The organism is Catenulispora rubra, from assembly GCF_015356825.1.
Classification (GTDB): Bacteria; Actinomycetota; Actinomycetes; order Streptomycetales; family Catenulisporaceae; genus Catenulispora; species Catenulispora rubra.
This window is the reverse complement of sequence record NZ_JAACYW010000106.1, coordinates 1-22,774: the sequence shown is the minus strand read 5'-3', so window position 1 is coordinate 22,774 and position 22,774 is coordinate 1. Positions and strand designations below refer to the sequence as shown.

General features: G+C 70.4%; 17 protein-coding genes. 11 read left to right on the top strand and 6 right to left on the bottom strand.

The window, feature by feature from the left end; genetic code table 11:
* Positions 1 to 127: 127 nt before the first annotated feature.
* The 9 genes from GWK61_RS26540 to GWK61_RS26500 all read left to right on the top strand — a co-directional run bounded on the left by GWK61_RS26540 (position 128) and on the right by GWK61_RS26500 (position 12,570).
* Positions 128 to 1,126: an ATP-grasp domain-containing protein gene (locus GWK61_RS26540; RefSeq protein WP_194912382.1), complete on the top strand. Its 999-nt coding sequence runs from the start codon at positions 128 to 130 to the stop codon at positions 1,124 to 1,126.
* A complete protein-coding gene (locus tag GWK61_RS26535; RefSeq protein ID WP_194912380.1) occupies positions 1,123 to 2,361 on the top strand; it encodes an AMP-binding protein in 1,239 nt (412 codons plus the stop codon). The genes GWK61_RS26540 and GWK61_RS26535 overlap by 4 nt, the downstream gene beginning before the upstream one ends.
* Positions 2,358 to 3,644, top strand: coding sequence for an MFS transporter (locus tag GWK61_RS26530; RefSeq protein WP_194912378.1), 1,287 nt, complete (start codon positions 2,358 to 2,360; stop codon positions 3,642 to 3,644). The genes GWK61_RS26535 and GWK61_RS26530 overlap by 4 nt, the downstream gene beginning before the upstream one ends.
* Positions 3,641 to 4,495: an SDR family NAD(P)-dependent oxidoreductase gene (locus GWK61_RS26525; RefSeq protein ID WP_194912374.1), complete on the top strand. Its 855-nt coding sequence runs from the start codon at positions 3,641 to 3,643 to the stop codon at positions 4,493 to 4,495. Before GWK61_RS26530 ends, GWK61_RS26525 begins: the two co-directional genes overlap by 4 nt.
* A 19-nt stretch (positions 4,496 to 4,514) precedes the next feature.
* Positions 4,515 to 5,771: a phenylacetate--CoA ligase family protein gene (locus tag GWK61_RS26520; RefSeq protein WP_194912363.1), complete on the top strand. Its 1,257-nt coding sequence runs from the start codon at positions 4,515 to 4,517 to the stop codon at positions 5,769 to 5,771.
* Positions 5,772 to 6,452: 681 nt separating this feature from the next.
* Positions 6,453 to 10,208, top strand: coding sequence for a TIM-barrel domain-containing protein (locus GWK61_RS26515; RefSeq protein WP_194912360.1), 3,756 nt, complete (start codon positions 6,453 to 6,455; stop codon positions 10,206 to 10,208).
* 138 nt (positions 10,209 to 10,346) lie between these two features.
* Positions 10,347 to 11,099 (top strand): SDR family oxidoreductase, encoded by a 753-nt coding sequence (locus GWK61_RS26510; protein WP_194912358.1) that lies wholly within the window; start codon positions 10,347 to 10,349, stop codon positions 11,097 to 11,099.
* 57 nt (positions 11,100 to 11,156) lie between these two features.
* Positions 11,157 to 12,056: a LysR family transcriptional regulator gene (locus tag GWK61_RS26505; protein ID WP_323747762.1), complete on the top strand. Its 900-nt coding sequence runs from the start codon at positions 11,157 to 11,159 to the stop codon at positions 12,054 to 12,056.
* Positions 12,057 to 12,192: 136 nt separating this feature from the next.
* On the top strand, positions 12,193 to 12,570 hold the full coding sequence (locus GWK61_RS26500) for a DUF2255 family protein (protein ID WP_194912357.1): 378 nt from the start codon (positions 12,193 to 12,195) through the stop codon (positions 12,568 to 12,570).
* A 14-nt stretch (positions 12,571 to 12,584) separates the two neighbouring features.
* Here GWK61_RS26500 and GWK61_RS26495 read toward each other — a convergent pair whose 3' ends face one another.
* The 6 genes from GWK61_RS26495 to GWK61_RS26470 all read right to left on the bottom strand — a co-directional run bounded on the left by GWK61_RS26495 (position 12,585) and on the right by GWK61_RS26470 (position 20,017).
* Complete coding sequence (locus GWK61_RS26495) at positions 12,585 to 13,265, bottom strand: response regulator (protein ID WP_194912355.1); 681 nt, start codon at positions 13,263 to 13,265, stop codon at positions 12,585 to 12,587.
* On the bottom strand, positions 13,262 to 14,545 hold the full coding sequence (locus GWK61_RS26490) for a sensor histidine kinase (protein WP_194912353.1): 1,284 nt from the start codon (positions 14,543 to 14,545) through the stop codon (positions 13,262 to 13,264). The genes GWK61_RS26495 and GWK61_RS26490 overlap by 4 nt, the downstream gene beginning before the upstream one ends.
* Before the next feature lie 101 nt (positions 14,546 to 14,646).
* Positions 14,647 to 16,935 (bottom strand): MMPL family transporter, encoded by a 2,289-nt coding sequence (locus tag GWK61_RS26485; protein WP_194912351.1) that lies wholly within the window; start codon positions 16,933 to 16,935, stop codon positions 14,647 to 14,649.
* A 150-nt stretch (positions 16,936 to 17,085) separates the two neighbouring features.
* Complete coding sequence (locus GWK61_RS26480; protein ID WP_194912345.1) at positions 17,086 to 17,514, bottom strand: SRPBCC family protein; 429 nt, start codon at positions 17,512 to 17,514, stop codon at positions 17,086 to 17,088.
* Between the two features lie 39 nt (positions 17,515 to 17,553).
* Complete coding sequence (locus GWK61_RS26475; RefSeq protein ID WP_323747761.1) at positions 17,554 to 18,807, bottom strand: class I SAM-dependent methyltransferase; 1,254 nt, start codon at positions 18,805 to 18,807, stop codon at positions 17,554 to 17,556.
* Between the two features lie 103 nt (positions 18,808 to 18,910).
* A complete protein-coding gene (locus tag GWK61_RS26470) occupies positions 18,911 to 20,017 on the bottom strand; it encodes a sigma-70 family RNA polymerase sigma factor (protein WP_194912335.1) in 1,107 nt (368 codons plus the stop codon).
* A 181-nt stretch (positions 20,018 to 20,198) separates the two neighbouring features.
* On the opposite strand from GWK61_RS26470, the gene GWK61_RS26465 reads away from it, so the two are divergent.
* Complete coding sequence (locus GWK61_RS26465; protein ID WP_194912334.1) at positions 20,199 to 20,498, top strand: hypothetical protein; 300 nt, start codon at positions 20,199 to 20,201, stop codon at positions 20,496 to 20,498.
* Between the two features lie 8 nt (positions 20,499 to 20,506).
* The gene (locus GWK61_RS26460) at positions 20,507 to 22,006 is read left to right on the top strand and encodes an MFS transporter (protein WP_194912332.1); all 1,500 of its coding nucleotides are present in this window, start codon (positions 20,507 to 20,509) and stop codon (positions 22,004 to 22,006) included.
* The last annotated feature ends 768 nt before the right edge of the window (positions 22,007 to 22,774 follow it).

Here is a 22,774-nt window from a genome sequence, read left to right as displayed (position 1 = left end):
GCTTCAAGAGCGCTCCAGATCCGCTCGACGCCGTGCACCGCGCGGCGGCCCCGGTCACAGCGGATTTGCAGCGGATCTGCAGCCGATCCGGGGCGGTCTCGGAGCGCCGGTTGGAACGCTCGACCCCATGACCGCCTCCACGCTGCGCCGCATGTGCTGGGTGTTCCCGGACCGGGAGTCCACCCGGGGACAGGCCTTCTGGCAACCGTTCTTCTGGGACTTGTACGCGGAGGCCGCCGAAGCGCTGGGCATGACCTGGACCCGGCACTCTCCGGACGCGGTGACCGTGGACGCCACGGTCCGCGGCGCGCCCCGGGTCTACGTGGACGACCAGCTGGTGACCCCGCAGGACACCCTGTTCATCACGGCCCTGTACTCGCTGCCGTATCAGTCGGCTGACATCTTCAACCAGTACGCGCTCTACGCGGTGCTGGAGCAGTGCGGCTTCTACCTGCCGTTCCCGGCCTGGACGTCGATGATCGGCAACGACAAGCTGGCCACCGTCCTGTACCTGGACGGCTCCCCGATCCCGCCGATCCCGACCATCCGCGTCGGCTCCGGCCGGGACATCGGCAAGCACCTGTACGAGGTGGTCCTGCCGAACGTGAGCTTCCCGGCCATCGTCAAGCCGACCGGCTGGTGCGGCGGGGGCGGGATCAACCTGGCGCGCGACTCCGAGGACCTCAGGGGCCTGGCGAGCCTGGCCCAGGGCGGCGACACCACGCTGGTGGTCCAGCCCTACCTCGGCGAGGGCACGATCGACTACCGCGTCTACGTCATCGGCGGCAAGCCGTACGCGATGGCCAAGCGGACCCCCGAGGCCGGCTCGCTGGTGGCCAACGCCAGCCGGGCCGGGAAGACGGAGATGTTCGCCACCGTCCCCGACGAGCTCGCGGAGGCGGCGGCCTACTTCGCCGAGAAGCTGCCGATCCCGTTCTTCTGCGTGGACTTCCTCCACGACGGGGAGCGGTACTGGTTCTCCGAGCTGGAGCTGGACGGGGTCATCCTGCCCGACGGCGCGGCCGACGACGACCGCTCGATCCAAAAGGACGTCGCCCGCGCGCGGTTCGCCGCCTACCGGGATGCCCACACCGCGTGGTTGGAAGAATCGGGGGCGGCGCGATGACCGAGTCCTTCTCTCAGTCCTCTGAGGCAGCCGAATCGCGGCTGGCCGTCGCCCAGCACTCGCTCGACCGGCTGAAGACGGTGCCCGCGCTCGCCGCGCGCTACGACGGCCACGACAAGATCCTCTCCCTCGACCACATCGCGACGGTTCCGCCGCTGGTCAAGGACGATCTCAACGTCGCGCTCGCGCATCTGGAGCCGAAGGCCGAGCACGGCGCCACCTGGTTGTTCCAGAGCGGCGGGAGCACCGGCGCGCCGAAGGTCGGCTACGCGCCGACCGGCTTCTACATGGCCGGCGTCCATGCCCAGTGGGCACCGCTGGATCGCGACGACGTGTTCGTCAACGGCTGGGGCGCCGGCCGCATGTGGGGCGCGCACTTCCTCGCCGCCTCGCTGGCCGACCTGTGTGGCTGCCAGGTGATCGCGGTCGGTTCGGTGACCGCTGACGAGTACGTTGACTGGCTGGCGTTCTTCGCCGCACGGAAGGTGACCGCGATCGGCGGCACGCCGAGCGTGCTGCGGTTGTGGTTCGCGAACGCGCGCGCCGCCGGGATCACGCTTCCTGCGCTGCGCAAGGTGCTGTGGCTCGGTGAGGCGTGGCAGCCGCAGCTGGAGGCGGACATGGCGGCGGTCGCGCCCGAGGCGCGCCGGTGGGGGATGTTCGGGAGCACCGAGACCTGGGTGGTCGGGACCAACACGCCTGACTGTCCTGACGACACGTTCCATGTCCTGCCCGAGCAGCTGGTGCACGTCGGCGGTGACGAGCTGCTGGATTTCACGACGTTGAACCCTGAGATGCTGAACCCGGTGCTGCGGTACCAGACCGGCGACGCGGGCGAGATCGTGGCCTGCGCGTGCGGGCGGCCGGGTGGCGCGATGCGGGTGTTGGGGCGCCGGGACAGTGTGGTGCAGGTGCGCGGGCTCGGGTTGCACGTGGACGACATCGTGGCGCAGGTCGAACGAGGGCCCGGGGTGTCCCGCGCGCAGGTCGTGATCACCGAGAACCAGGGTCGGGCACTGAGCGTCGAGGTGCTGGTGCTCGCCAGTGCCGACTCGGCCGCCGATTCTTCGGTCGACACCGAGCAGCTGCGCAAGGACCTGCTGGCCTCGACCTTCACCCTGAGCACCGCGTTCCAGCACGACCCGGGCAACTTCCGGGTGACCGTCACCGAGGCCCTGGTCAGCAACGACCGCACCGGCAAGACCTCGAACTTCGTGGTGCGGGAGCAGACGTGAGCAGGCGCTCGCCGGCGAACCTGGGGCGCGGGTTCAACCTGTTCTGGACCGGCCAGACGGTGAGCATGGCCGGCGACAAGGTCACGGTGTTCGTCGTGCCGGCCCTGATGATCTTCGCGCTGCACGCCAGCCCGTTGCAGGTCGGCATCGTCTCCATGGCGCAGTACCTGGGCATCCCGCTGGTCGGGCCGGTGGCCGGGGTGCTGGTCGACCGCTGGGACAAGCGTCGCACGATGCTGACGTGCGACTTGGTCCGGCTGGCCGCCGTGGCGGTGATCCCGATCGCGTACTGGCGGCACTTTCTGTCCACGCCGCTGCTGTTCGGCTGCGTCGCGGTGGTGAGTGGCGCGACGATCTTCTTCAACATCGGTTACCTGGTGGCGGTACCGGCCGTGGTCGCCGAGGACGACGTGGTCAGCGCCTACTCCCGGCTGGAGGGCAGCGGCTCGGTGACCGAGGTCGCCGGGCCGTCGATAGCGGCAGGTCTCTACAGCGCGCTCGGCGTGGGCGCGCTGTTCGTGGACGCTGCCAGTTACCTGATATCCGCGGCTTCGTTCCGCTTCATGCAGCCCTGGGGCACCAAGACGGTCACCGCCGGCTCGATCCGGCAGCGTTTGACCCTCGGCTTCCGGCTCAACTGGGCCGATCCGGTGCTGCGGCGCGTGGTGCTGGCGGCGGTGACGCTCAACGCCGGCGGCCCGGTTTTCGTCACGGTGCTGCCGATCCTCGCGTACCGGGGCTTGCACCTGTCGACCGGCGCCTTCGGCGCGGCGATGTCGGTTGCGGCCGTGGGCGCGCTGATCGGTGCTGTCATCGCGCCGAGGATCGCGGCGCGCTTCGGCCTGGGGCGCACCTTCGCCTGGTCGCTGTTGGCGCACAACCTGGTCGGGCTCGGGATCCTTGCCGCTCCGGCGCTGCCGCCTACGGCGGTAATCGCGGTGACCATGGCCGGCTACGGGTTCTGCATGTCGTGCATCAACGTGTGTAGCGCCCCGACGCGGCAGTCGCGCATGACGGCCGAGAACCAGGGCGTCATGCACGCCGCGTACCGCGTCTTCACCTGGGGCGTGATTCCGCTGGCCGCGCTGGTCGGCGGTCTGGGTGTCAGTCTGCTGACAGGTTCGCTCGGGGTGCTCGACGCCTCCCGGGTGATGATGGCCGGCGGCACGCTGCTGGCGGCGCTGTCATTCGTGTCTGCGATCCGCATCCAACCCTTGCTGGACGCCGCGGAGGCAGAGCGCTCGGTGGAATCCGGCGCCGAGTTGGCGGGAAGTGCCTCATGACCGACCGAACCGTACTGATCACCGGGACGTCCTCGGGCATCGGCCTGGCGACCGCCGTCGCCTGCGCGCGTGACGGCTTCGCGACCGTGGCCACGATGCGCGACCCGGGGCGGGCTGAGCTGCTGCTCGCGGCGGCGGACGACGCCGGGGTCGAGGTGGACGTCCGGCAGCTCGACGTCACCGACCCGGATTCCGTCCAGGAATGCGTGACCTACGTGGAAAAGACCTACGGCCGGCTGGACGCGCTGGTCAACAACGCCGGAGTCGCCAGCTCCGATCCCACGATGGAAATGTCCACGATGGCCGCGCTGCGGGCGAACATGGAAGTGAACTTCTTCGGGGTCATCGCGGTGAGCCGGCTGGCCATGCCGCTGCTGCGGGCCTCGGGCGGTCGCCTCGTGACGATCGGCAGTGTGCACGGGGTGGTCGGGCAGCCGTTCAACGAGTCCTACAGCGCGGCGAAGTCCGCCGTCGAGGGCTTCATGGAGGCGCTCGCCCCGGTCGCCGCCGCCCAGGGTGTGAAGGTGTCCGTCGTGGTCCCGGGCTTCGTGCCCTTCACGCAGTTCGGGATCTTCCCGGACGCCGACCGCTCGACGATCCAGGCTGCGTCGGGCGTGTACGCGTCCACGTTCGCCGACTACATCGGCTGGATCTCGAAACAGGGCTGGGAGAGGGCGGCGCAGTTGCCCGGCGCGGTCGCCGAGGTCGTAGTCCGGACCTTGACTGAGGAGCGACCGGCATTCCGGATCCCCACCAGCCGGTGGGCCCAGGAGTACATCGACCACAAGCTGGCCGACCGGGACGGCTCGGTCATCCAGTCGCTGGCTCGTACCTGGATCGGCCTCGATTAGCTTTTGTAAGGAGATTGCGATGCCTCAGAAATCGTTGCAGGAACTGGTCGACTTCGCCCGGAAGCACTCGCCGTTCTACGCGGAGGCGTACAAGGACGTCCCGGCCACGATCTCGCACATCACCCAGCTCCCGGTCGTCGATCAGGCCGCCTTCTGGGTCGCGAACCGGTGGCCGGAGAACACTTTGCTGACCGGTCCGCTCACCGACGCGGGCGTCTACAAGACCGGCGGCACCACGGGAGCGCCGAAGTTCTCGCCGTGGACGCGCGGCGAGCACGCCGACGCGGTGACGGCGTTCGGCGCGGGGATGGTGCGCGCCGGGCTGAAGCCCGGACACCGCGTCGCCAACCTGATGGCCTCCGGCGAGCTCTACAGCGGGATGCTGTTCATGGAGCACGGACTGCACGCTTCGCCGGTGGAGAACGTCCGCTTCCCGGTCGGCTCCGCGACGCCGGACGAGGCGATCGCCGAGCTGATCGCCAACTTCCAGATCCAGGTGCTGGTCGGCGAGCCGATGAAGCTGAGCGCCGTCGCCGAGTGCGTGATCAAGCGGGGCCAGGACGCCGGCTCGGTGGAGCTGGTCCTGTTCGCCGGCGACCTGATGTTCGACGACCTGCGGCCGATCCTGGCGCGCGCCTTCCCGAAGGCGACGGTGAACTCGATCGGCCTGGCCTCGGTCGACGCCGGCCTGGTCGCCGCGCCGGTGCCGGGCCCGGACGTGCGGGTGCACGAGGAGTTCGCGAACCGCACCTTCGTGGAGATCGTCGACGACGAGACCGACGAGCCGATCACCGCCGCGGGCGTCCCGGGCCGCCTCCTGGTCACCAACCTGTTCAGGACCCTGATGCCCATCATCCGCTACCCGGTCGGCGACCGCGCGGAGTGGGCCGACGTCGAGCGCCGCCACTTCCGCCTCGTCGGCCGCTCGATCGAGGGCGCCCGCGTCGGCACGATCGCCATGCCGACGGAGGACGTCCGCGCAGCACTGATCGCCGCGGACCCGCAGCACTTCATGACCGGCATGCAGATGGTGCAGCGGCGCTGGGACGGCCGCGACGGCCTGATCCTGCGCCTGGGCTACACCGAACAGCCACCCCCGGAGCTCACCCAACGCCTCCTCGACGCAGTCCACGCCGCCCGCCCGGACTACCCGATCTACGCGGCCGACGGCGTGATCCACGAGCTCGCGATCGAGTGGGTACCCCGCAGCGAGTTGGTGACGAACCCGCGCACCGGGAAGCTGCGCCAGGTGCTGGACGAGCGGCCTCCGGCCTGAGAGCTCGGTGTGCTGGGCGAGTGCGGCCAGGCTGCCGGTTTCGGTGAGGACCGGTGCCTTGGCCGCCGCTACAGCCCAACCGCACACTCGGCAACGCACCGACACGAAGCAGCATCCGAGCAGCCTGCCGACGCGAGCAACCTTCCCGCCCGGCCTGCGCCTCGATGATCGAGGTGCTGATGTGCTCCCGCAGCGAACTCCAGCTGCTCCACCCCATCGGCGGGGCGAGGAAACCGTCCTGGCAGTGGTTCCCGGGGAATCCCGCAGCAGAGGACGCCACCATCACGCCGACCACCATGAGGGCCCTGATCTTCGTGTACGCCACCATGTCGCCTCCGCCTCACTCCGGGCGCGCCGCTCGGCTGCGCGAGTCTGAGTTCCGGTCACCTGTGCGGAGTTCCGTATACGGTTCGACAAAATTCCGGCCTTTTGCCGAAGGATTGACAAAAATGGGAGCCCTCTCGATGCTGAGCGCGCTGTCTCCCATCCCTGGATCGCCAGGAAGGTCACCCGGTGAATCGTCAAGGAAGATCATCCCGGCTGTGGCGGCCGGTCGCCGCCCTGTGCACGACGGCGCTCGCGGTTACGGCGCTCGCCGTGGCCGCCCCCGCGTCTCAGGCCTCTTCTACAGCTTCTAAGGCCTCTTCCACGACTTCCGCCGCGACGACGGACACCTCGCCGGTGAACCTCGCGACGCCCGTCGACAAGGCGGCCGCGGTCGCCGCCCGCCGGGCGACCGTGACGTCCGGGGACGCCCGGTTCGAAGTGCTCACCGACGGCGTGATCCGGATGGAGTACTCGCCGAGCGGCACGTTCCTCGACGATCCGAGCTTCGACGTGCTCTACCGCAACTTCCAGGTGCCGCGTTTCCACAAGGACGTGCGGGACGGCTGGCTGACTCTGAGCACTGACACGATGGTCCTGCGCTACAAGGTCGGCTCCGGGCCGTTCAGCACGGCCAACACACAGGTCCGGCTGCCACACGCATCCGCGAACGGCACCACCGCCGCGACCCCGGCGTGGACCGGCGAATGCACCTTCGGTCAGGTCTGCCAGTCCGGCGCGGCCACCGAGTCCGGTGCGGCGACGATCGCGCGCGCCGATCACACCGGGTACGTCAGCAACGCCGGCTTCATCAGCGGATACAGCGCGGCAGGTGCCGGCGCCGCGTGGCAGGTCCTGGGCGCTCCGGCCGGGGCCGCCCAAATCACCGTCCGGTACAGCAACGGCAACAGCGCCGCCCGCACGCTGAGCCTCATGGTCGACGGCACCACCACTCAGCTGACTCTGCCGACCACGCCTACGTGGAACGACTGGTCGACCGTCACCCTCCCGGCGACGCTGTCCGCCGGAACCACCTCCGTCGCAGTGAACTGCGGCACCGCCGACAGCTGCAACGCCAACATCGACGACATCGCCGTCACCACACCAGGCACCACCGCACAGCCGTTCACCCCGGCCGACCCGCTCGGCGGCTCCATCCGTTCCTACGACTCGGCGAACGGCACCTACGCCCTGGGCACCACGTGCGCGAGCGGCCAGAGCGATGCCACCTGCACCGCCGCGATCCCGTCCGAGGCCCCGGGCCTGCTGGACAAGTCCGGCTGGTACCTGCTGGACGACACCCGCTCGGACGTGTGGACCGCGGACGGCTGGATCGCGCCGCGTCCGGCCGGCGGCGACGTCGAGGACGGCTACCTGTTCGGCTACGGCACGGACTACAAGACCGCGCTCGCGGATCTGGCCAAGCTCACCGGCCCGGCCCCGATGCTCCCGGAGAACCTGTTCGGCAACTGGTTCTCCCGCTACTTCCCCTACGCCTCCACCGACTACCAGAACACGATCCTGCCCGCGGCCAAGGCGAACGGCGTCTCGCTCGACGCGTTGTCGGTGGACACGAACTGGAAGTCCCCGAACCAGTGGGACGGCTGGGAGTTCAACCCGTCGCTGTTCGCGGATCCGACCGCGTTCCTGTCCTGGGCCAAGTCCCAGAACCTGTTGACCGCGTTCAACATCCACGCCAGCGTGAACACCGCAGACCCCGAATACACCGAGGCGCAGACCATCGCCGGCAATACCCTGACACCGGGCAGCTGCTTCGCGCCGGGGACTTGCGACGGGTTCGACTGGAGTAAGGTCGCACAGGCCGAGGCGTACTTCGCGCTCTCGCAGCCGATCCAGAACGCGGGCGCGGGCTTCACCTGGCTGGACTGGTGCTGTGACGGCAGCTCCGTCTCCTCTCCCGGCGTCACGCCCGACAGCTGGATCAACCACCTGTACGCGCAGCAGATGCTGAACACCGGCCAGCGCGGCTTCGTGCTCTCCCGGCTCGGCGCCTCGTACCAGAAGGACCAGGCCGGCGCGTACGCCACCGGCGCGTGGGCCGACCACACCTCGACGCTGGCCTTCACCGGCGACACCTGGGGCACCTGGAACACCCTGGCCTCCGAGGCGCAGCTGGCCCAGGACGAGGGCAGCATCGGCCAGTCGTACGTCAGCGACGACATCGGCAGCTTCCTGGGCACGCCGTCGCGGGCCAAGAACGACCCGAACGACCTGTACCTGCGCTGGCTCGGCCTCGGCGCCTTCCAACCGATCATGCGTCTGCACTCGGACATCAGCCAGAACTCGCGGCTGCCGTGGGAGTACGACGTACCGACCGCGGCGGCCGGCGACAAGTACCTCCAGCTGCGCGAATCGCTCGTGCCCTACACCTACACGCTGTCGCACCAGGCGAACACGACCGGCCTGCCGATGGCCAAGGCGCTCTACCTGGACTACCCGAACCAGTCGGCGGCCTACACCAACCCCGGCGAGTACCTGTTCGGCGACAACATGCTCGTCGCGCCGGTCACCACGCCCGGCCAGGTCGCCAAGACCACCGTGTGGTTCCCGCCGGGCCGCTGGACCGACTACTTCACCGGCGCCACGTTCACCGGGCCGTCGTCGCAGACCCTTGAGGTTCCCCTCGACCGCGAGCCGGTGTTCGTCAAGGCCGGCGGGGTCGTGCCGCTTCAGCCGTCGACCGGCCAGGCGCAGACCGCGAACTCGGCGCCGCTGACGCTGAAGGTCTACGCCGGGGCGGACGGTGCCCTCTCGCTCTACCAGGACGCCGGCACCGGGCTCGGCTACACCAAGGGCCAGTCCACGACCACCCGAATCAGCACCCGCACACACGGCGACGTGGCGACGGTGACCATCGGGGCGGCCGATGGCAGCTACCCGGGTGCGCCCACCACGCGCAGCTACACCGTGGACCTGACCGGCGTGTCCCGGCCGCACGCGGTGCTGGTGGACGGCAGGCCGCTGGCCGCATCGCAGTGGTCTTATGACGGTGCCTCGCACACGATCGCCGTGGCGCTGCCGAAGTCCTCGGTGCGTCACAGCGTCACGGTCACGGAAGTCGGCGGCGCCACGGTCCAGGCGGCCGAGCCCGCGGCCGTGAACGTCGCCCTCGCCTCCGCCGACATCACCTTCCCGGCCGGCGTGCCGACGACGGTGACCGCGGTGACGACCAACGAGGGTCCCGGAACGGTGTCGGACGCGCAGGCCACGCTGAGCGTGCCGAGCGGCTGGACCGTCACCCCCTCGGGCAGCCAGTCCCTCGGCTCGCTGCCGAACGCCACGACCACCACGTGGACCGTGACCGCGCCGACGCATCTCCAGAACGGGACCGTCGAGGCGGTCGTCGCAAAGGTCGACTACACGGACGCTGCGAGCGGCCAGGCCGAGACCGCCTCCGCCACAGTGGACCGCGCGCCCGGCCCGGTCACCGTCACCTTCCGCACCAAGGCGCCCGCCGGCACGCCGTCCGACGCGCTGCTCCACATCGTCGGCGCGGTCTCCCAGCTCGGTGGCTGGGACCCGGGCAAGGTCCCGATGACCAACGAGGGCAACGGGATCTGGCAGGCCACGATCACCGTGACCGACGGCACCGACCTGCAGTACAAGTTCACGCGCGGCAACTGGAACACCGTCGAGGACTGGGGCAGCATCACCGGCGTCACCAACCGGGACGCCGTGGTGAACGGTGGCACCACCGGGACGATGCTCGTCGACGACACCGCGACGGACTGGTCGGATCCGTCGGTGCCGGACAGCCAGAAGGCGCCCGAGTTCTGGCGCGACCCGCTCGTGGCGTCCACCGTGCCCGCCGGCGGAGCGTCAGGCGGCGCGCCCTCGGCCGTGACCGTCACGTTCGCGCAGGACATCACGCCGACCGGCAGCGACTACTCCGGATCGGTCGCGGTGACCGGCAACGGGTCGGCGGTGGCCGGAACGACGGCCAAGACCGCGTCCGGAGTCCTCACCTGGACGCCGTCCGCGGCATTGCCGGCGGGGACGTACGCGGTGACCCTGACGAATGTGGCCAGCGCGAACGCCGGAGACAACATGCCGATGCAGGAACCGTACAAGTTCAGCTTCACTGTGAGCTGAACAGCACCCGGTGTCCGGCCACAAGATTTGCTTGTGGCCGCCACCGGGACTTTCTGCTTCCGGACCGGCTCCGGCCACTGCCACCATCGATCACGGCGCTCGGACCACGAGCACTGATAACGATGGAAGGACATTGCGATGTCGGAACCACGGCGGGACCTCCAGGGCAAGGTCGCCCTGATCATCGGCGGCAGCCGGAACCAGGGCGCGGCGTTCGCCGAGAACATCGCCGCGCGCGGCGCGACCACGGTCATCACGTACGCCAACGACGACGCGGCCGCGCAGCAGACGCTGGTGTCGCTGGACAAGCACGGCGTCACCACCGAGGCGATCCGCTCCGACGCGCGCCGGTCGGACGACGTCGACGCGCTGTTCGAGGGCGTGGTGGCCCGGCACGGCAAGCTGGACATCGTCGTGCACACCCCCGGCGCGGTGATGAAGAAGCCGCTGGTGGAGTTCACCGACGCCGACTTCGACCACCTGATCGACCTGAACACCCGCTCGGCGTTCAACACGCTGCGCGCCACGGCCCGGCACATCGCCGACAACGGCCGCTACGTGGTGCTGTCGACGACGCTGACCTCGATCATGACCGGCCCCTACGGCCTGTACTCCGGCTCGAAGGCGGCCGTGGAACGGATGGTGCTCGCGGTGTCGAAGGAGCTCGGCGCGCGCGGCATCACGGTGAACGCCGTGGCGCCGGGCCCGATCGACGACGACTTCTACCAGCACGCCGAGACCCCGGAGTCGATGGCCGCCGCCGCGCACCACAGCCCGCGCGGCCGACTCGGGCAGCCCTCGGACGTCGCACCGGTGGTCGGCTGGCTGGTCAGCGACGAGGCGGGCTGGGTCTCGGGGCAGACGGTCCGCGCGAACGGCGCGATGTTCTGACGAGCCCACCGCACCTCGACCCGTCGTTCATCACACCCCGACGGCTATCGTCGGCGTGTGATCGACGACATCAGCCTGCGCAACCTGCGGTCGTTCCTGGTCGTGGCACAGGAGTCGAGCATCTCCCGGGCGGCGACACGGCTGCACGTCACCCAGCAGACGCTGTCGCAGCAGATCCAGAACCTGGAGCGCACCCTCGGCGCGACCCTGCTGGTCCGGACCTCGCGCGGGGTGCGGCTGACGGCCGCCGGCGAGCAGCTGACCTGCAACGGCCGCACCCTCATGGACGACGCCGAGTCGCTGTACGCCGCGGTCCGCGCCGCGGCGGCCGGCCGCGTCGGCCGCCTGCGGGTGGCGACGGCCTCGCACCCGACGACGCAGCTCGCGATCGAGCTGGCGACCGTCATCGAGGCCGAGCACCCGGGCATCGACGTCGAGGTCCGCACGGTCCTGCGACCCGTCGAGGCAATGGCCGAACTTCACGCAGGCACCTCGGACGCAGCACTCCTGTGGCTGCCCACCGGCGACGCGGAACTGCGCACGGCCCCCTTCCGCAACGACGCGCGCGCAGTGCTCCTGGCCGAGGGGCACAGGCTGGCGGGCGCGCCCTCGGTGACCCTGGCAGACCTGTCGAATGACCCGGTGGTGATCGTGGACGCATTCGGCTCCCCAGCCGTCCAGGCTCACCGCATCGCAGACCCCCGCCCCGACGGCCGCCCCGCACTACGCGGACCGGTGGTGCAGACACTCGAAGACTGCCTGACCCAAGTACGCCGGGGCCACGGCGTGTGGTTCGCGCCGATCGCCATGGCCGAGTGGGCAGTGTGCCCGGGGGTGGCGCTGGTGCCGGTCACCGACCTGGAACCGGCGGAACTCGCCGTGGCCTGGACGGACGCCGCGCCGCGCGAGTTGGTGGATCGGCTCGTCGCGGCGACGCGGAAGATTGCTTGTGGTTAGGGCAGGTGGCGGAAACGCCTCGGCCTGTGCGTAGCCGGTGAAGTACGGGTTCGCCCACCCGCCGACCTCACCGGAAGGCCCTGCCCGGCTGGCGCCCCCACGCGCTCGGCGATGACCATGCTGGGAGGAGGAAGCCATGACCACCTGGACCGATGACCAACTCGACCGCATCGGCGCAGCCGAGGAGCTGACCATCCAGCCCGCTCGCGCCGACGGGACGCTGCGGACGCCGCTGCCGATCTGGGTCGTGCGCGATGGCGACGATCTGTACGTCCGCTCCTACAAGGGCGACGGCAGCGCTTGGTACCGTGCCGCAGCTGCGAGGCCGCAGGGGCATGTCAGCGCGGGTGGCGTCGATGCGGACGTCACCTTCACACTGATGCCTGACACCGACGTCAACGACCGGGTCGATGCGGCCTACCGCACCAAATACCAGCGCTACGGTCCGGCCTACGTCGACCCGATGGTCACTCCGACAGCACGTGCCGCCACGCTGAGGCTCCTGCCGCGCTGACTTGCTGAGTTGAGCTACCGCGCCGGGCGCACCAGCCCGCTCTGGTAGGCGATGACGACGAGCTGGGCCCGGTCCCTGGCGCCGAGCTTCATCATGGCGCGGTGGATGTGCGTGCGGACGGTCAGGGGGCTGACGACGAGCGCTTCGGCGATCTCGTCGTTGGATCTGCCCTCGGCCGCTAGCGTCATCATCTCGCGTTCGCGGGCGGTGAGGCCTGCGAGCGCTTCCGGCGTGGTCGGCGGGCGGCCGGTGTCGGCGGGATCCGGCGCGGCCAGGAACCGGGTGATGAGGGTGCGGGTGGCGGCGGGGGAGAGCAGGGCCTCGCCGGCGGCGATGGTGCGGATGCCGTCCAGCAGCTGCTCGGCGCTCACGTCCTTGCCGAGGAAGCCGCTGGCGCCGACGCGCAGCGCCCGGGCGACGTACTCGTCGATCTCGAAGGTGGTCAGGATCAGGATGCGGGTGCCGGCCAGGTCCGGATCGGCGCAGATCTCGGCGGTGGCCGCCAGGCCGTCGGTGCCGGGCATGCGGATGTCCATGAGGACCACGTCGGGGCGGTGCTCGCGGGCCAGCGCGACGGCCTGGGCGCCGTCCGCGGCCTCGCCGACCACGTCCAGGTCGTCGGCCGAGTCGATCAGCATCCGGAAGGTGGCGCGCAGCAGGGTCTGGTCGTCGGCGAGCAGGACGCGGATGGTCATGGCTGGGGATCCTCTTGCGGGCTCGGGACGATGGCCGGGAGGGTGGCGACGACTTCGTAGCCGCCGTCGGCGCGGGGTCCGGCGCGCAGCGTGCCGCCGACGGCACGGGCCCGTTCCCGCATGCCGACCTGCCCGAAACCGCTGCTGGAGCTAGGGTCTGAGCTGAAGTCGGAGCCGGAACCAGGGCCGGGGCTGGAGCCGGAGTCTCGGCTGGAGCCGACGTCGGCTGCCGGACGCGCGCCGGAGCCGTTGGCCACGGTGATCGTCAGCCGGTCGCGAGCATAGGCGAGCCGCAGCTCGGCGGTCTTGGCGGCCGAGTGCTTGGCGACGTTCGTCAGCGACTCCTGCACGATCCGGAACGCCGTGAGGTCGACCAGCGGCGCGAGCGGGTACGCCGTCCCCTCGCTGGCCACCCTCACGGCGAGTCCGGCCGCGCCGAAGGAGGCGACCAGATCCGGCAGCCGTGCCAGGCCGGGGGCCGGGTCCAGCGGAGCCTCGGAGTCGTCGGCCTCCCGGAGCAGGCCGACGGTCGCCTTGAGCTCCTTCAGCGCCAGGTGCGTGGTCTCCGTCAGCTCGGCCAGGATCTTCCGGCTCTGCTCCGGCCGGGTGGTCGCCAGGTGCGCGGCGGTGGTCGCCTGTGCGTTGGCCAGGGCGAGGTGGTGCGCGACCACGTCGTGCAGGTCGCGCGCGATGCGGATGCGCTCCTCGGCGACCCGGCGCCGGGCCTCCTGCTCGCGGTTGCGCTCGGCGGCCTCCGCGCGTTCGCGCACCGCGTCGAGGTAGTCGCGGCGGATCCTGGCGGTGGTGCCGAGTGCCACGGGCAGCAGCAGGAAGCCGATCGGGCCCACGACCCTGAGCGCCAGCGTCGCGGGGTCGGTGCCGTGGTGCAGGCCGAGCCCGATGATGACCGCGAGCGCCGCCAGCGTCACGGGGTTCGCGGTCCTGCGGTCGGTGCGGTCGGCCAGCGTGAACACGGCGACCGCCAGCGGTGCGAGGACGAGCAGCGTCGGCAGGTACCCCAGCGCGATCACGGCCACCGCGCACACCGCGACCAGCACGGTCACGGCGCGCGGACGGCTCCGCCGCCAGCCGCCGAGGGCGACGCAGGACACGCCCGACAGCAGCACCGCCGGCCACCAGCCGACCCGGGAGCCGACCCCGGCCTCGGTGATCACGCTGCCCGGGATCGCGGCGGCGAAGAGCAGCACGGCCGTCGTCGCGTCGAGGCCGCGCGGGTGGTCGCGCTGGTAGCGCTGCCAGCTGGTGGTTGTGGTGGTCATGGGCATGTCCTGTCGGGTGGTCGTGACCATAGTGCACGTCTCGGCGCGGCGATGCCCGCAGCCGCCCGGGTGTGTCCCGGACGGCTGCGGGCCCGCCGGGATCAGACCCGCGTCGCCGAGGCGCGGTCGATCGGCTCCCGGGCCGGGTCCAGCGGCGGGACGTGCCGAGCGAGCGCCTGGCCCTCGATGTCCACGCGCGGCAGGACCCGGTTCAGCCAGCGCGGCATCGACCAGGCCCGGCGCCCGAGCAGCGCCAGCACGGCCGGGACCAGTGCCATCCGGACGATGAAGGCATCGAAGACCACTGCCGCGGCCATGCCGAACCCGACCATCTTGATCAGCGAGTCGCTGGCGCCGATGAACCCGGAGAACACCGCCGTCATGATGAGCGCTGCCGCCACCACCACGCGGGAGCTGGCCCGGAACCCGGACACGATCGCCTGCCGGGGCTCGTCGCCGTGCACGTAGGCCTCGCGGATCCGGCTGACGATGAAGACCTCGTAGTCCATGGCCAGCCCGAAGATGATGCCGACCATGAAGATCGGCATCAGGGTCATGATCGGCCCGGTCTGGTGCACGCCGAGCAGGTTGGCCAGGTGCCCCTGCTGGAACACCGCGACCACGGCGCCGAGCGCGGCCAGCACCGACAGCAGGAAGCCGACGGCCGCCTTGACCGGGACCACGACGGAGCGGAACACCACCATCAGCAGCAGGATCGCCAGGCCGACGACCACGGCCAGGTAGGGGATCAGCGCGCCCTGGACCTTGCTCGCGGAGTCGATGTCCAGCGCGGTCTGCCCGGTGACGGAGAACGTCGCGCCGGTGGCCGTGGCGAGTCCGGGACGCTCGGCGCGGATGGCGTGCACCAGGTCGGTGGTCTTCTGGTCGGTGGGGTCGGTCGACGGCACCACCGAGAACACCGCGGTGTCACCGGCCCGGTTGAACTGCGGTGCCGAGGCCGACACCACCCCCGGCGTGTGGCCGATCGTCTGGCCGATCTGCGCGACCGCAGACTTCGGGTCGGCGACGCCGTGCGCGTCCACGACCACGGTCAGCGGGCCGTTGAACCCGGGACCGAACGCTCGGGCCAGGTCGTCGTAGGCACGGCGCTCGCTGGCCGAGGTGGGCTTGGCCCCGTCGGTCTGGGAGCCCAGGTGGAGGCTCTTGGCCGGCAACGCGACGGCGCCGAGGGCCAGGACGGTCAGCACCAACACCGGTATCGGCAGGCGCAGCACGCCACGAGCCCACCGTGCCCCGCCGTTGAGACGCTTGGCGCGCGCCGTCTTCGGGCGCCGGAGTTCCGGACGGTCTTGGCGGTCTTGGTGGTCCCGGCCTTCCCGGAGTGCCCGGTGTTCCCGGAGTGCCCGCCGCTCCCGGCGCGACAGCACCGCATCCGGCCAGAACCCGAGCAGCGCCGGCACCAGCGTCAGCGCGACCAGCACGCTGACCGCCACAGTCGCGGCGGCGGCCAGCCCCATCTTGGTCAGCATCGGGATCCCGACCACCGACAGCCCGGCCAGCCCGATGATCACGGTCAGCCCGGCGAACACCACCGAGGAGCCGGCGGTGCCCACGGCCAGCCCCGCGGCCTCCCGCGCGGGGTGCCCGGCGGCGCGTTCCTCGCGGTAGCGGGAGACGATGAACAACGCGTAGTCGATGCCCACGGCCAGACCCAGCATCGTCGCGAGCGCGCCGGTGCTCTCGGACAGGCCGAACGCGCTGCCCAGCGCCACGATCCCGGCGCTGCCCAGCCCGACGCCGATGAGCGCGGTCAGCAGCGGCAGGCCTGCGGCGGCCAGTGAACCGAAGGTGACCAGCAGGATGAGCGCGGCAGCCGCGATGCCCACGACCTCCGTGAGGCCGCCGGCGGCAGGCTGGGCGGCCAGCGCGTTGCCGCCGATCTCGACGGTCAGGCCTGCGTCGCGGGCGTGCTGCGCGGCGCCGGTGAGCGCGGTCTTCGCCGCGTCGGTGAGGTCGCTCGCGGAGGTGACCTTGTACGTCACCGCGGAGTAGGCGGTGGAGCCGTCGGGGCTGACCGTGCCGGCCTGGAACGGGTCGGCGGCCGAAGCGACCTGCGGTCCGACCGCGACCTCGGCCACGGCCTGCTCGATCGCCGCGTGCTCGGCAGCCGCCGTGACCTGCTGCCCGGTCGGCGCGACGAACACGATCCTGGCGTACGCGCCGGAGGCTCCGGCTCCGTCGAAGCGCTGCTGCATGAGGTCGGAGGCGCGCTGCGACTCCGTGCCGGGGATCGAGAAGCCGCTGTCGTGGGACTTGGACGCCGTCGCGGCGCCGATGCCGACGGCGGCCAGCGCCGCCACCCAGAAGGCGACGACGAGCCAACGCCATCGGTGAGCGCCCCGGCCCAGCCGGAAGAGAAGGGAAGCCATGACGAGATCTCCTGATCGTGGTCTCGATAATGGCTTCAGAATGCCGCTCTGACCTGCGCCAAGTCGTCGTGTGGATGCAGGCGATGCGACATACGGCAGACGCAGTAGGCGGCCGGGCGGGCTACTGCTTACAGCGTTTCGAGCTACTGCCTACAGCGTTTCGAGAACAGCGGCCAGCGACGTCTCGACCTCGTCGGCCAGCTTCTCGAAGTCGCCGCGCAGGAACGGTCCGGCCAGCCGGAGCACGCCGTTGAACCGGACCTCGGCGTCGTAGGTGATCGTGGTCGTGCCGCCGTCGGTGGAGAACCGCAGGTCGTCGGTCGTGGTGGCCTGCTTGTTGTGGCCGACGAAGGTCAGCCGGGCCGGCTCCAGCCGTTCCAGGCGGTAGTCCAGCTCGCTGATCCGGTCGTTGAAGTCCGACACGTTCCGCCAGGTGGAGCCGACGCGGATGGGGCCCTGGTCGGTCCGCAGGCAGCTCATCGTGCCCGGATCCCACTGCACGGCGTTCCCGAAGTCGGTGAGGTAGGCGACCACGGTCTCCTGCGGGCGGTTGACTTTGATGGTGCGCTGGACTCTCATGGCGGAGTCCTCCGTTTCGGTTCAAGGTTCAGTCGATGTTCAGTCGATGCCGAACACCAGCTGGTGGACGTCGAGGTAGCCTGCGGCGAAGCCGGCCTCCGAGTAGGCCAGGTACAGCTCCCACGTCCGGCGGAAGGTCTCGTCGAAGCCGAGTGCCGCGACGCCTTCCCGGTGTTCGGCGAAGCGTTCCCGCCACAGCCGCAGGGTGTGGGCGTAGTCGCGGCCGAAGGAGAACTCGTGGAGCTGGTGCAGGCCGGCGGTCTGTGACTCCGAACGGATTGCGGCCTGCGACGGGATGATGCCGCCCGGGAAGATGTACTTCGTGATCCAGGTCTGGCTGCCCGCCGCAGCAAGCATACGCTGGTGCGGCATGGTGATCGCCTGCAGTCCGATCCGCCCGCCGGCGGCGGTCAGCCGACGCAGGGCACTGAAATAGGCCGGCCAGTGTTCGCGGCCGACGGCCTCGATCATCTCCACGCTGACCACCGCGTCGTACTGCCCCCGGGCGTCCCGGTAGTCCATGAGGCGGACGTCGATCAGGTCGCCGAGGCCTGCGACGGCGGCGCGGCGGCGAACGGCGTCCTGCTGGTTCGACGACAGCGTGATCGTGGTCACCTCGGCCCCGCGCGAGGCGGCGCGCAGCGCCAGGCTGCCCCAGCCGCTCCCGATCTCCAGCAGCCGGGTTCCGTGGCCGACGTCACACAGGTCGAGGAGCCGGTCGAGCTTCCGGTACTGGGCCTCGGCGAGCACGTCGAACCCGCCGACCGGCCGGCCGAGGTCGTCGTGCGGGAACAGCGCCGCGGAGTAGGTCATCGTCTCGTCGAGGAACAGCGCGAACAGCTCGTCGGACAGGTCGTAGTGGCGCTCGATGTTGCGGCGCGCGCCGCGCGGCGAGTTCGCCTCGTTTCGGGGCCGGCGCTGGTCGAAGGCGCGGCGGAGGGTTTGGAGGGGAGCGGGAACGAGCTGGGGGAGCTCGGCGGCGAAGACCGTGAGCAGTTCTACGAGGTCGGTGCTGTCCCACTCCCCGGCCTGGTAGGACTCGCCGAAGCCGATCAGCCGCGATGTGCCGAGGCGGCGGAAGAAGCTGCGGGGGTCGTGGAGGACCATGACCGGCATGGCTGGCTTGACCGGGCTGACCGGGCTGACCGGGCTGACCGGGCTGACCGGGCTGACCGGGGAGCGGCTGCGGCCTGCTCCCTCGGTCCGGCCGTCCGGGTACCGGACCAGCAGCGGCAGCTTGGCGGTCGCAGAGCGGAACAACCATTCGGCCACCTTGGCTCGGAACTGCTCCACTGATGAGTCCTTTCGGCGACGATTCCATGCCAGGTAATTCGTCGCCGACCGGCGCCTTGGATTGGTGTTCGTCGGATCGGTGCTCGTCAGATCAGTGCCCGATTCAGCCCTCGACCTCCGGGAGGGTCCGGGGCAGGCCGAAGCGCGTCATGACCTCCGTGGTGAAGCTGGTGATGGCGGTGACGCGGTCGCCGTCGGCGGTGACGACCAGGAAGCAGTAGGCGTGGAAGACGTCGGCGTGCGGGTCCGCCAGGTACAGGCCGAAGGCGGGCTGGCCGTTGGCGCGCGTGGGCACCACCCGGTAGGTGCGGCCGGGGCGGAACGCGGCGGCGGCGAGGATGCGCCGGGCTGACTCGATGCCGCGGTACTCCAGCATGGCCGGGGGCATGGAGAGTCGGACGTCGGTGACGAACAGGTCGATCAGGGCGTTCATATCGCCCCGTTCCAGGGCGTCGGTGAAGCGGGCGACGAGCCGGTGTTCGGCGGCGGTGTCGGGTTTGCGCGCGCGGCTGTTGCCGGTGTTGCCAGATCCGTCAGATCCGTCAGGGCCGTCGGGGCCGTCCGAGCCGCCGGAGTCGGCGAGGTGGTTGTCGACCGTGGAGCGGGCGCGTTTGAGCGCGCTGCTCACGGCTTCCTGCGTCGTGTCGAGCATCTGCGCGACTTCGGCGGCGTGGTAGCCCAGGACGTCGCGGAGCACGAGCGCGGCGCGTTGGCGTGGCGGCAGCAGTTGCAGGGCGGTGATGAAGGCCAGGGAGATGGCCTCGGTGGTCTCGTAGCGGGCCTCCGGTCCCGGGCGCTGGTCCACGAGGTGGTCGAGGAGCACGTCGGGGTAGGGCTCCAGCCAGGGCGGGGCGTCGCCGGCGCCGGTGGGGTCGGGCAGGAGGACGGCGGCGGGATGCTCGGCGGCGATGCGGGGGCGCCGGCTGTCGGCGCGCAGCATGCTCAGGCAGCGGTTGGTCGCGATCTTGTAGAGCCAGGTGCGGATCGAGGAGCGCTGGCCGAACTCGCCGAGGTTACGCCAGGCGGACACGAGGGTCTCCTGGAGTGCGTCCTCGGCGTCCTGCAGGGATCCCAGGATGCGGTAGCAGTGCACCTGCAGCTCGTGGGAGTGGCCCTGGACCAGGTCGCGGAACGCGTTGTGGTCGCCGGCCCGGGCCCGGGCGATCAGGTCCGCCGTGTTCTTTGTCTCCGCATCCGTTTCCATCGGCATGCATCCTCGCCTTTCTTCCCTCCGCCGGGCGCGCTCGGCCCGCTTACCCGTACCGACGCCGCCGGGCCCGCGAATTGGGCGGCGGCACGGCGCCCAATCCCCGCCGACGGTGGCGTCCACCTGGTTGGAGGCCGTTCCAGCCGGGACGCGTCCCACGGATACAGAACAGGAACACGGATCCATGACTAAGTACGTCTTCTCCTTCCGCGTGCCCGCCGACTACAAGCCGGACGCCGGGACGGCGGCCGAGTGGCAGGCCTGGTTCGGGGCGCTGGGCCCGGCCCTGGAGGACATCGGCAACGCGGTGACCGACTACGCCTCGCTCGGCGCCGTCGGCGGCAGCGACTCCCGGATGATCGCCTACTCGGTGGTGTCCGCCCTGGACCTGGGCTCGGCGCTGGCACTGGCCAAGAGCTGCCCGGTGCTGCGGGTCGGCGGCGGGGTCGAGGTCGGCCCCGTGATGGAAGTGCCCGGGTCGTGAGCGGCGCTGTGAATACTGTGAATACGTCGACGGCGCCGCCGGAGTCGTTCCTGGCAACCGGGCGCGGGAAGGTCACTCTGGCGCTGCTATGCGCGGTGACGTTCCTGGACGTCATGGACGGCGCGATCGTGAACGTCGCGCTGCCGACCATCCGGACGCACCTGGGGTTCTCGGTGCAGAACCTGCAGTGGGTGGTCAGCGGGTATCTGATCACCTACGGCGGTTTCCTGCTGCTGGGCGGCCGGGCCGCGGACCTGCTGGGGCGGCGGCGGTTGCTGGTCGCCGGCACCGCGCTGTTCGCGGCGTCCTCCCTGGCCTGCGGTCTGGCCGACGACCAGGGGCTGCTGGTCGGCGGCCGGCTGGCGCAGGGCTTCGGGGCCGCGATGATGTCCCCGGCCGCACTGTCGATCCTGACGACCACGTTCCAGGGCGCCGACCGGCACAAGGCCCTGGGCCTGTGGGCCGGGATCAGCGGCATGGCCTCGGCGGTCGGGTTGCTCATCGGCGGCGTGCTGACCCAGGAGTTCGGCTGGCGGTGGGTGTTCTTCGTGAGCCTCCCGATCTGCGCCCTCGTGCTGTTCGGGACGTTCCGCATCCTGAAGGACGACCACGGCCGTCCGGCGGCAGGCCGCGCGCCGGGCAGCTTCGACGCGGTCGGCGCATTGCTGGCCACCGCCGGAATGCTGCTCCTGATCTTCACGGTGGTGAAGGCCCCAGACGCGGGCTGGGGCGCGGGCCGCACGATCGGCGGACTGGCAGCATCAGCGGTATTGATGGCCGTGTTCCTGCTGAACGAACAGCGACGCAGGCATCCACTGGTCCCCCTGTCGATCTTCCGGATCAGAGGCCTGGCCGCAGCAGACGCCACGCAGGTGATCGCGTGGGCCGGTTTCTACTCGATGTTCTTCTTCGTCACCCTGTATATGCAGAACGTCCTGGGCTACTCCCAACTACGCTCCGGGCTGGCATACGTCCCGGTAAGCGTCGGCATCGGCTTCGGCTCAACACTGGCAACAAAGATGTTCACCCGCACCGGCACCCGCCCCATCATCGTCTCCGGCGCCCTCCTCGCCGCCACCGGCATCCTCTGGCTGTCGCGCATCCCCGTCGACGGCACCTACCTCACCAACCTGCTCGCACCACTGGTAATCATGGGCATCGGCCTGGGACTCCTCTACGCCGGAGTACAGACGGCCGCGAACGCCGGCGTACCGGACGACCAGGCCGGACTGGCCGCAGCCCTGATCACGGCCTCGTTCCAACTCGGCTCAGCCCTCGGCCTAGCAGTGTTCAGCGGCATCGCAACCAGCCGCACCAGCCACCTCCTGGCCGCCCACGCCTCGCCGCCGGTGGCACTGACCGGCGGATTCCAGCGGGCACTGCTGATCAGCGCCCTCTGCCTTGTGGCGGCGGGAGTCATCGCACTGCGGGCTTCCAACACACGCGGCGAGTTCGCCGCCACGACAGAAAGCCGACAGAACCTGGAACCTTCCTACGACGCCGCATGATGCGACACAGCGGATCCCGAGATGGTGTTCAACGCCATCTCGGGATCGCGAGCATCAGGACACTGATGCCTCGCTGCCACAGATAACAGGCCCCAAATCCTTTTAACAACCTCGGCTGGCGACCGGCTTACGCGGCTGGCGATGTCGTGAGGGGGTCCGAAGGACCATGCCGGGTGTTGGTTCTGGGTCCCTCGCCGCGTCAGCGGGCGCAGCCAACCTGCCCGGTTTGGCGGTGTCAAGCCGAACGGAGCCGGACCACAGCAGCAGCGATGCGGCTTGATTCCGCCAAACCGGGCAGGTTCCGTTTACGGCGATGACGCGGCGAGGGACCCAGAACCCGGCGACCACAAGCAACACCGCCACCGACCAACGCGACGCAGGCAACAGCGGATGCAAAGCCGAACAGTCGCGGACCGCCACCAAACCACCCGACGCACGGGTCGCCCCCTCGTCGAGGAGGCCCGCCAGAGGCCTCAACGCACCCACCAAACGCGGCCGCCGCCCGCCAGACCAAACGCGTGCGCAGTGACTCGGACCTGTGCGCGGTCTTGCACGCGAAAACCGCCAGCCGCCAGCGCAACCCGCTGCGCTCAACCGAACTGCGTCCCCTGCGAGGTCATCCAACCATGCGCGAAGCCGTAAGGGCTCGCAGATTATTAACACGCTGGTTTGATCTCGGTGGGCTGGTTGTTGTCTTCTGCGAGGAAGGCGATGAGGTCGGCTGGTGTGGGGAAGCGGGCTGTGGAGGGGGTGATCGTGTATCCGTGC

Coding starts and splice junctions, on each gene's coding strand:
- GWK61_RS26540 (WP_194912382.1), top strand. CDS start 128: ATGACCGCCTCCACGCTGCGCCGCATGTGCTGGGTGTTCCCGGACCGG.
- GWK61_RS26535 (WP_194912380.1), top strand. CDS start 1,123: ATGACCGAGTCCTTCTCTCAGTCCTCTGAGGCAGCCGAATCGCGGCTG.
- GWK61_RS26465 (WP_194912334.1), top strand. CDS start 20,199: ATGACTAAGTACGTCTTCTCCTTCCGCGTGCCCGCCGACTACAAGCCG.
- GWK61_RS26480 (WP_194912345.1), bottom strand. CDS start 17,514: ATGAGAGTCCAGCGCACCATCAAAGTCAACCGCCCGCAGGAGACCGTG.
- GWK61_RS26470 (WP_194912335.1), bottom strand. CDS start 20,017: ATGCCGATGGAAACGGATGCGGAGACAAAGAACACGGCGGACCTGATC.
- GWK61_RS26520 (WP_194912363.1), top strand. CDS start 4,515: ATGCCTCAGAAATCGTTGCAGGAACTGGTCGACTTCGCCCGGAAGCAC.
- GWK61_RS26525 (WP_194912374.1), top strand. CDS start 3,641: ATGACCGACCGAACCGTACTGATCACCGGGACGTCCTCGGGCATCGGC.
- GWK61_RS26510 (WP_194912358.1), top strand. CDS start 10,347: ATGTCGGAACCACGGCGGGACCTCCAGGGCAAGGTCGCCCTGATCATC.
- GWK61_RS26490 (WP_194912353.1), bottom strand. CDS start 14,545: ATGACCACCACAACCACCAGCTGGCAGCGCTACCAGCGCGACCACCCG.
- GWK61_RS26495 (WP_194912355.1), bottom strand. CDS start 13,265: ATGACCATCCGCGTCCTGCTCGCCGACGACCAGACCCTGCTGCGCGCC.
- GWK61_RS26500 (WP_194912357.1), top strand. CDS start 12,193: ATGACCACCTGGACCGATGACCAACTCGACCGCATCGGCGCAGCCGAG.
- GWK61_RS26485 (WP_194912351.1), bottom strand. CDS start 16,935: ATGGCTTCCCTTCTCTTCCGGCTGGGCCGGGGCGCTCACCGATGGCGT.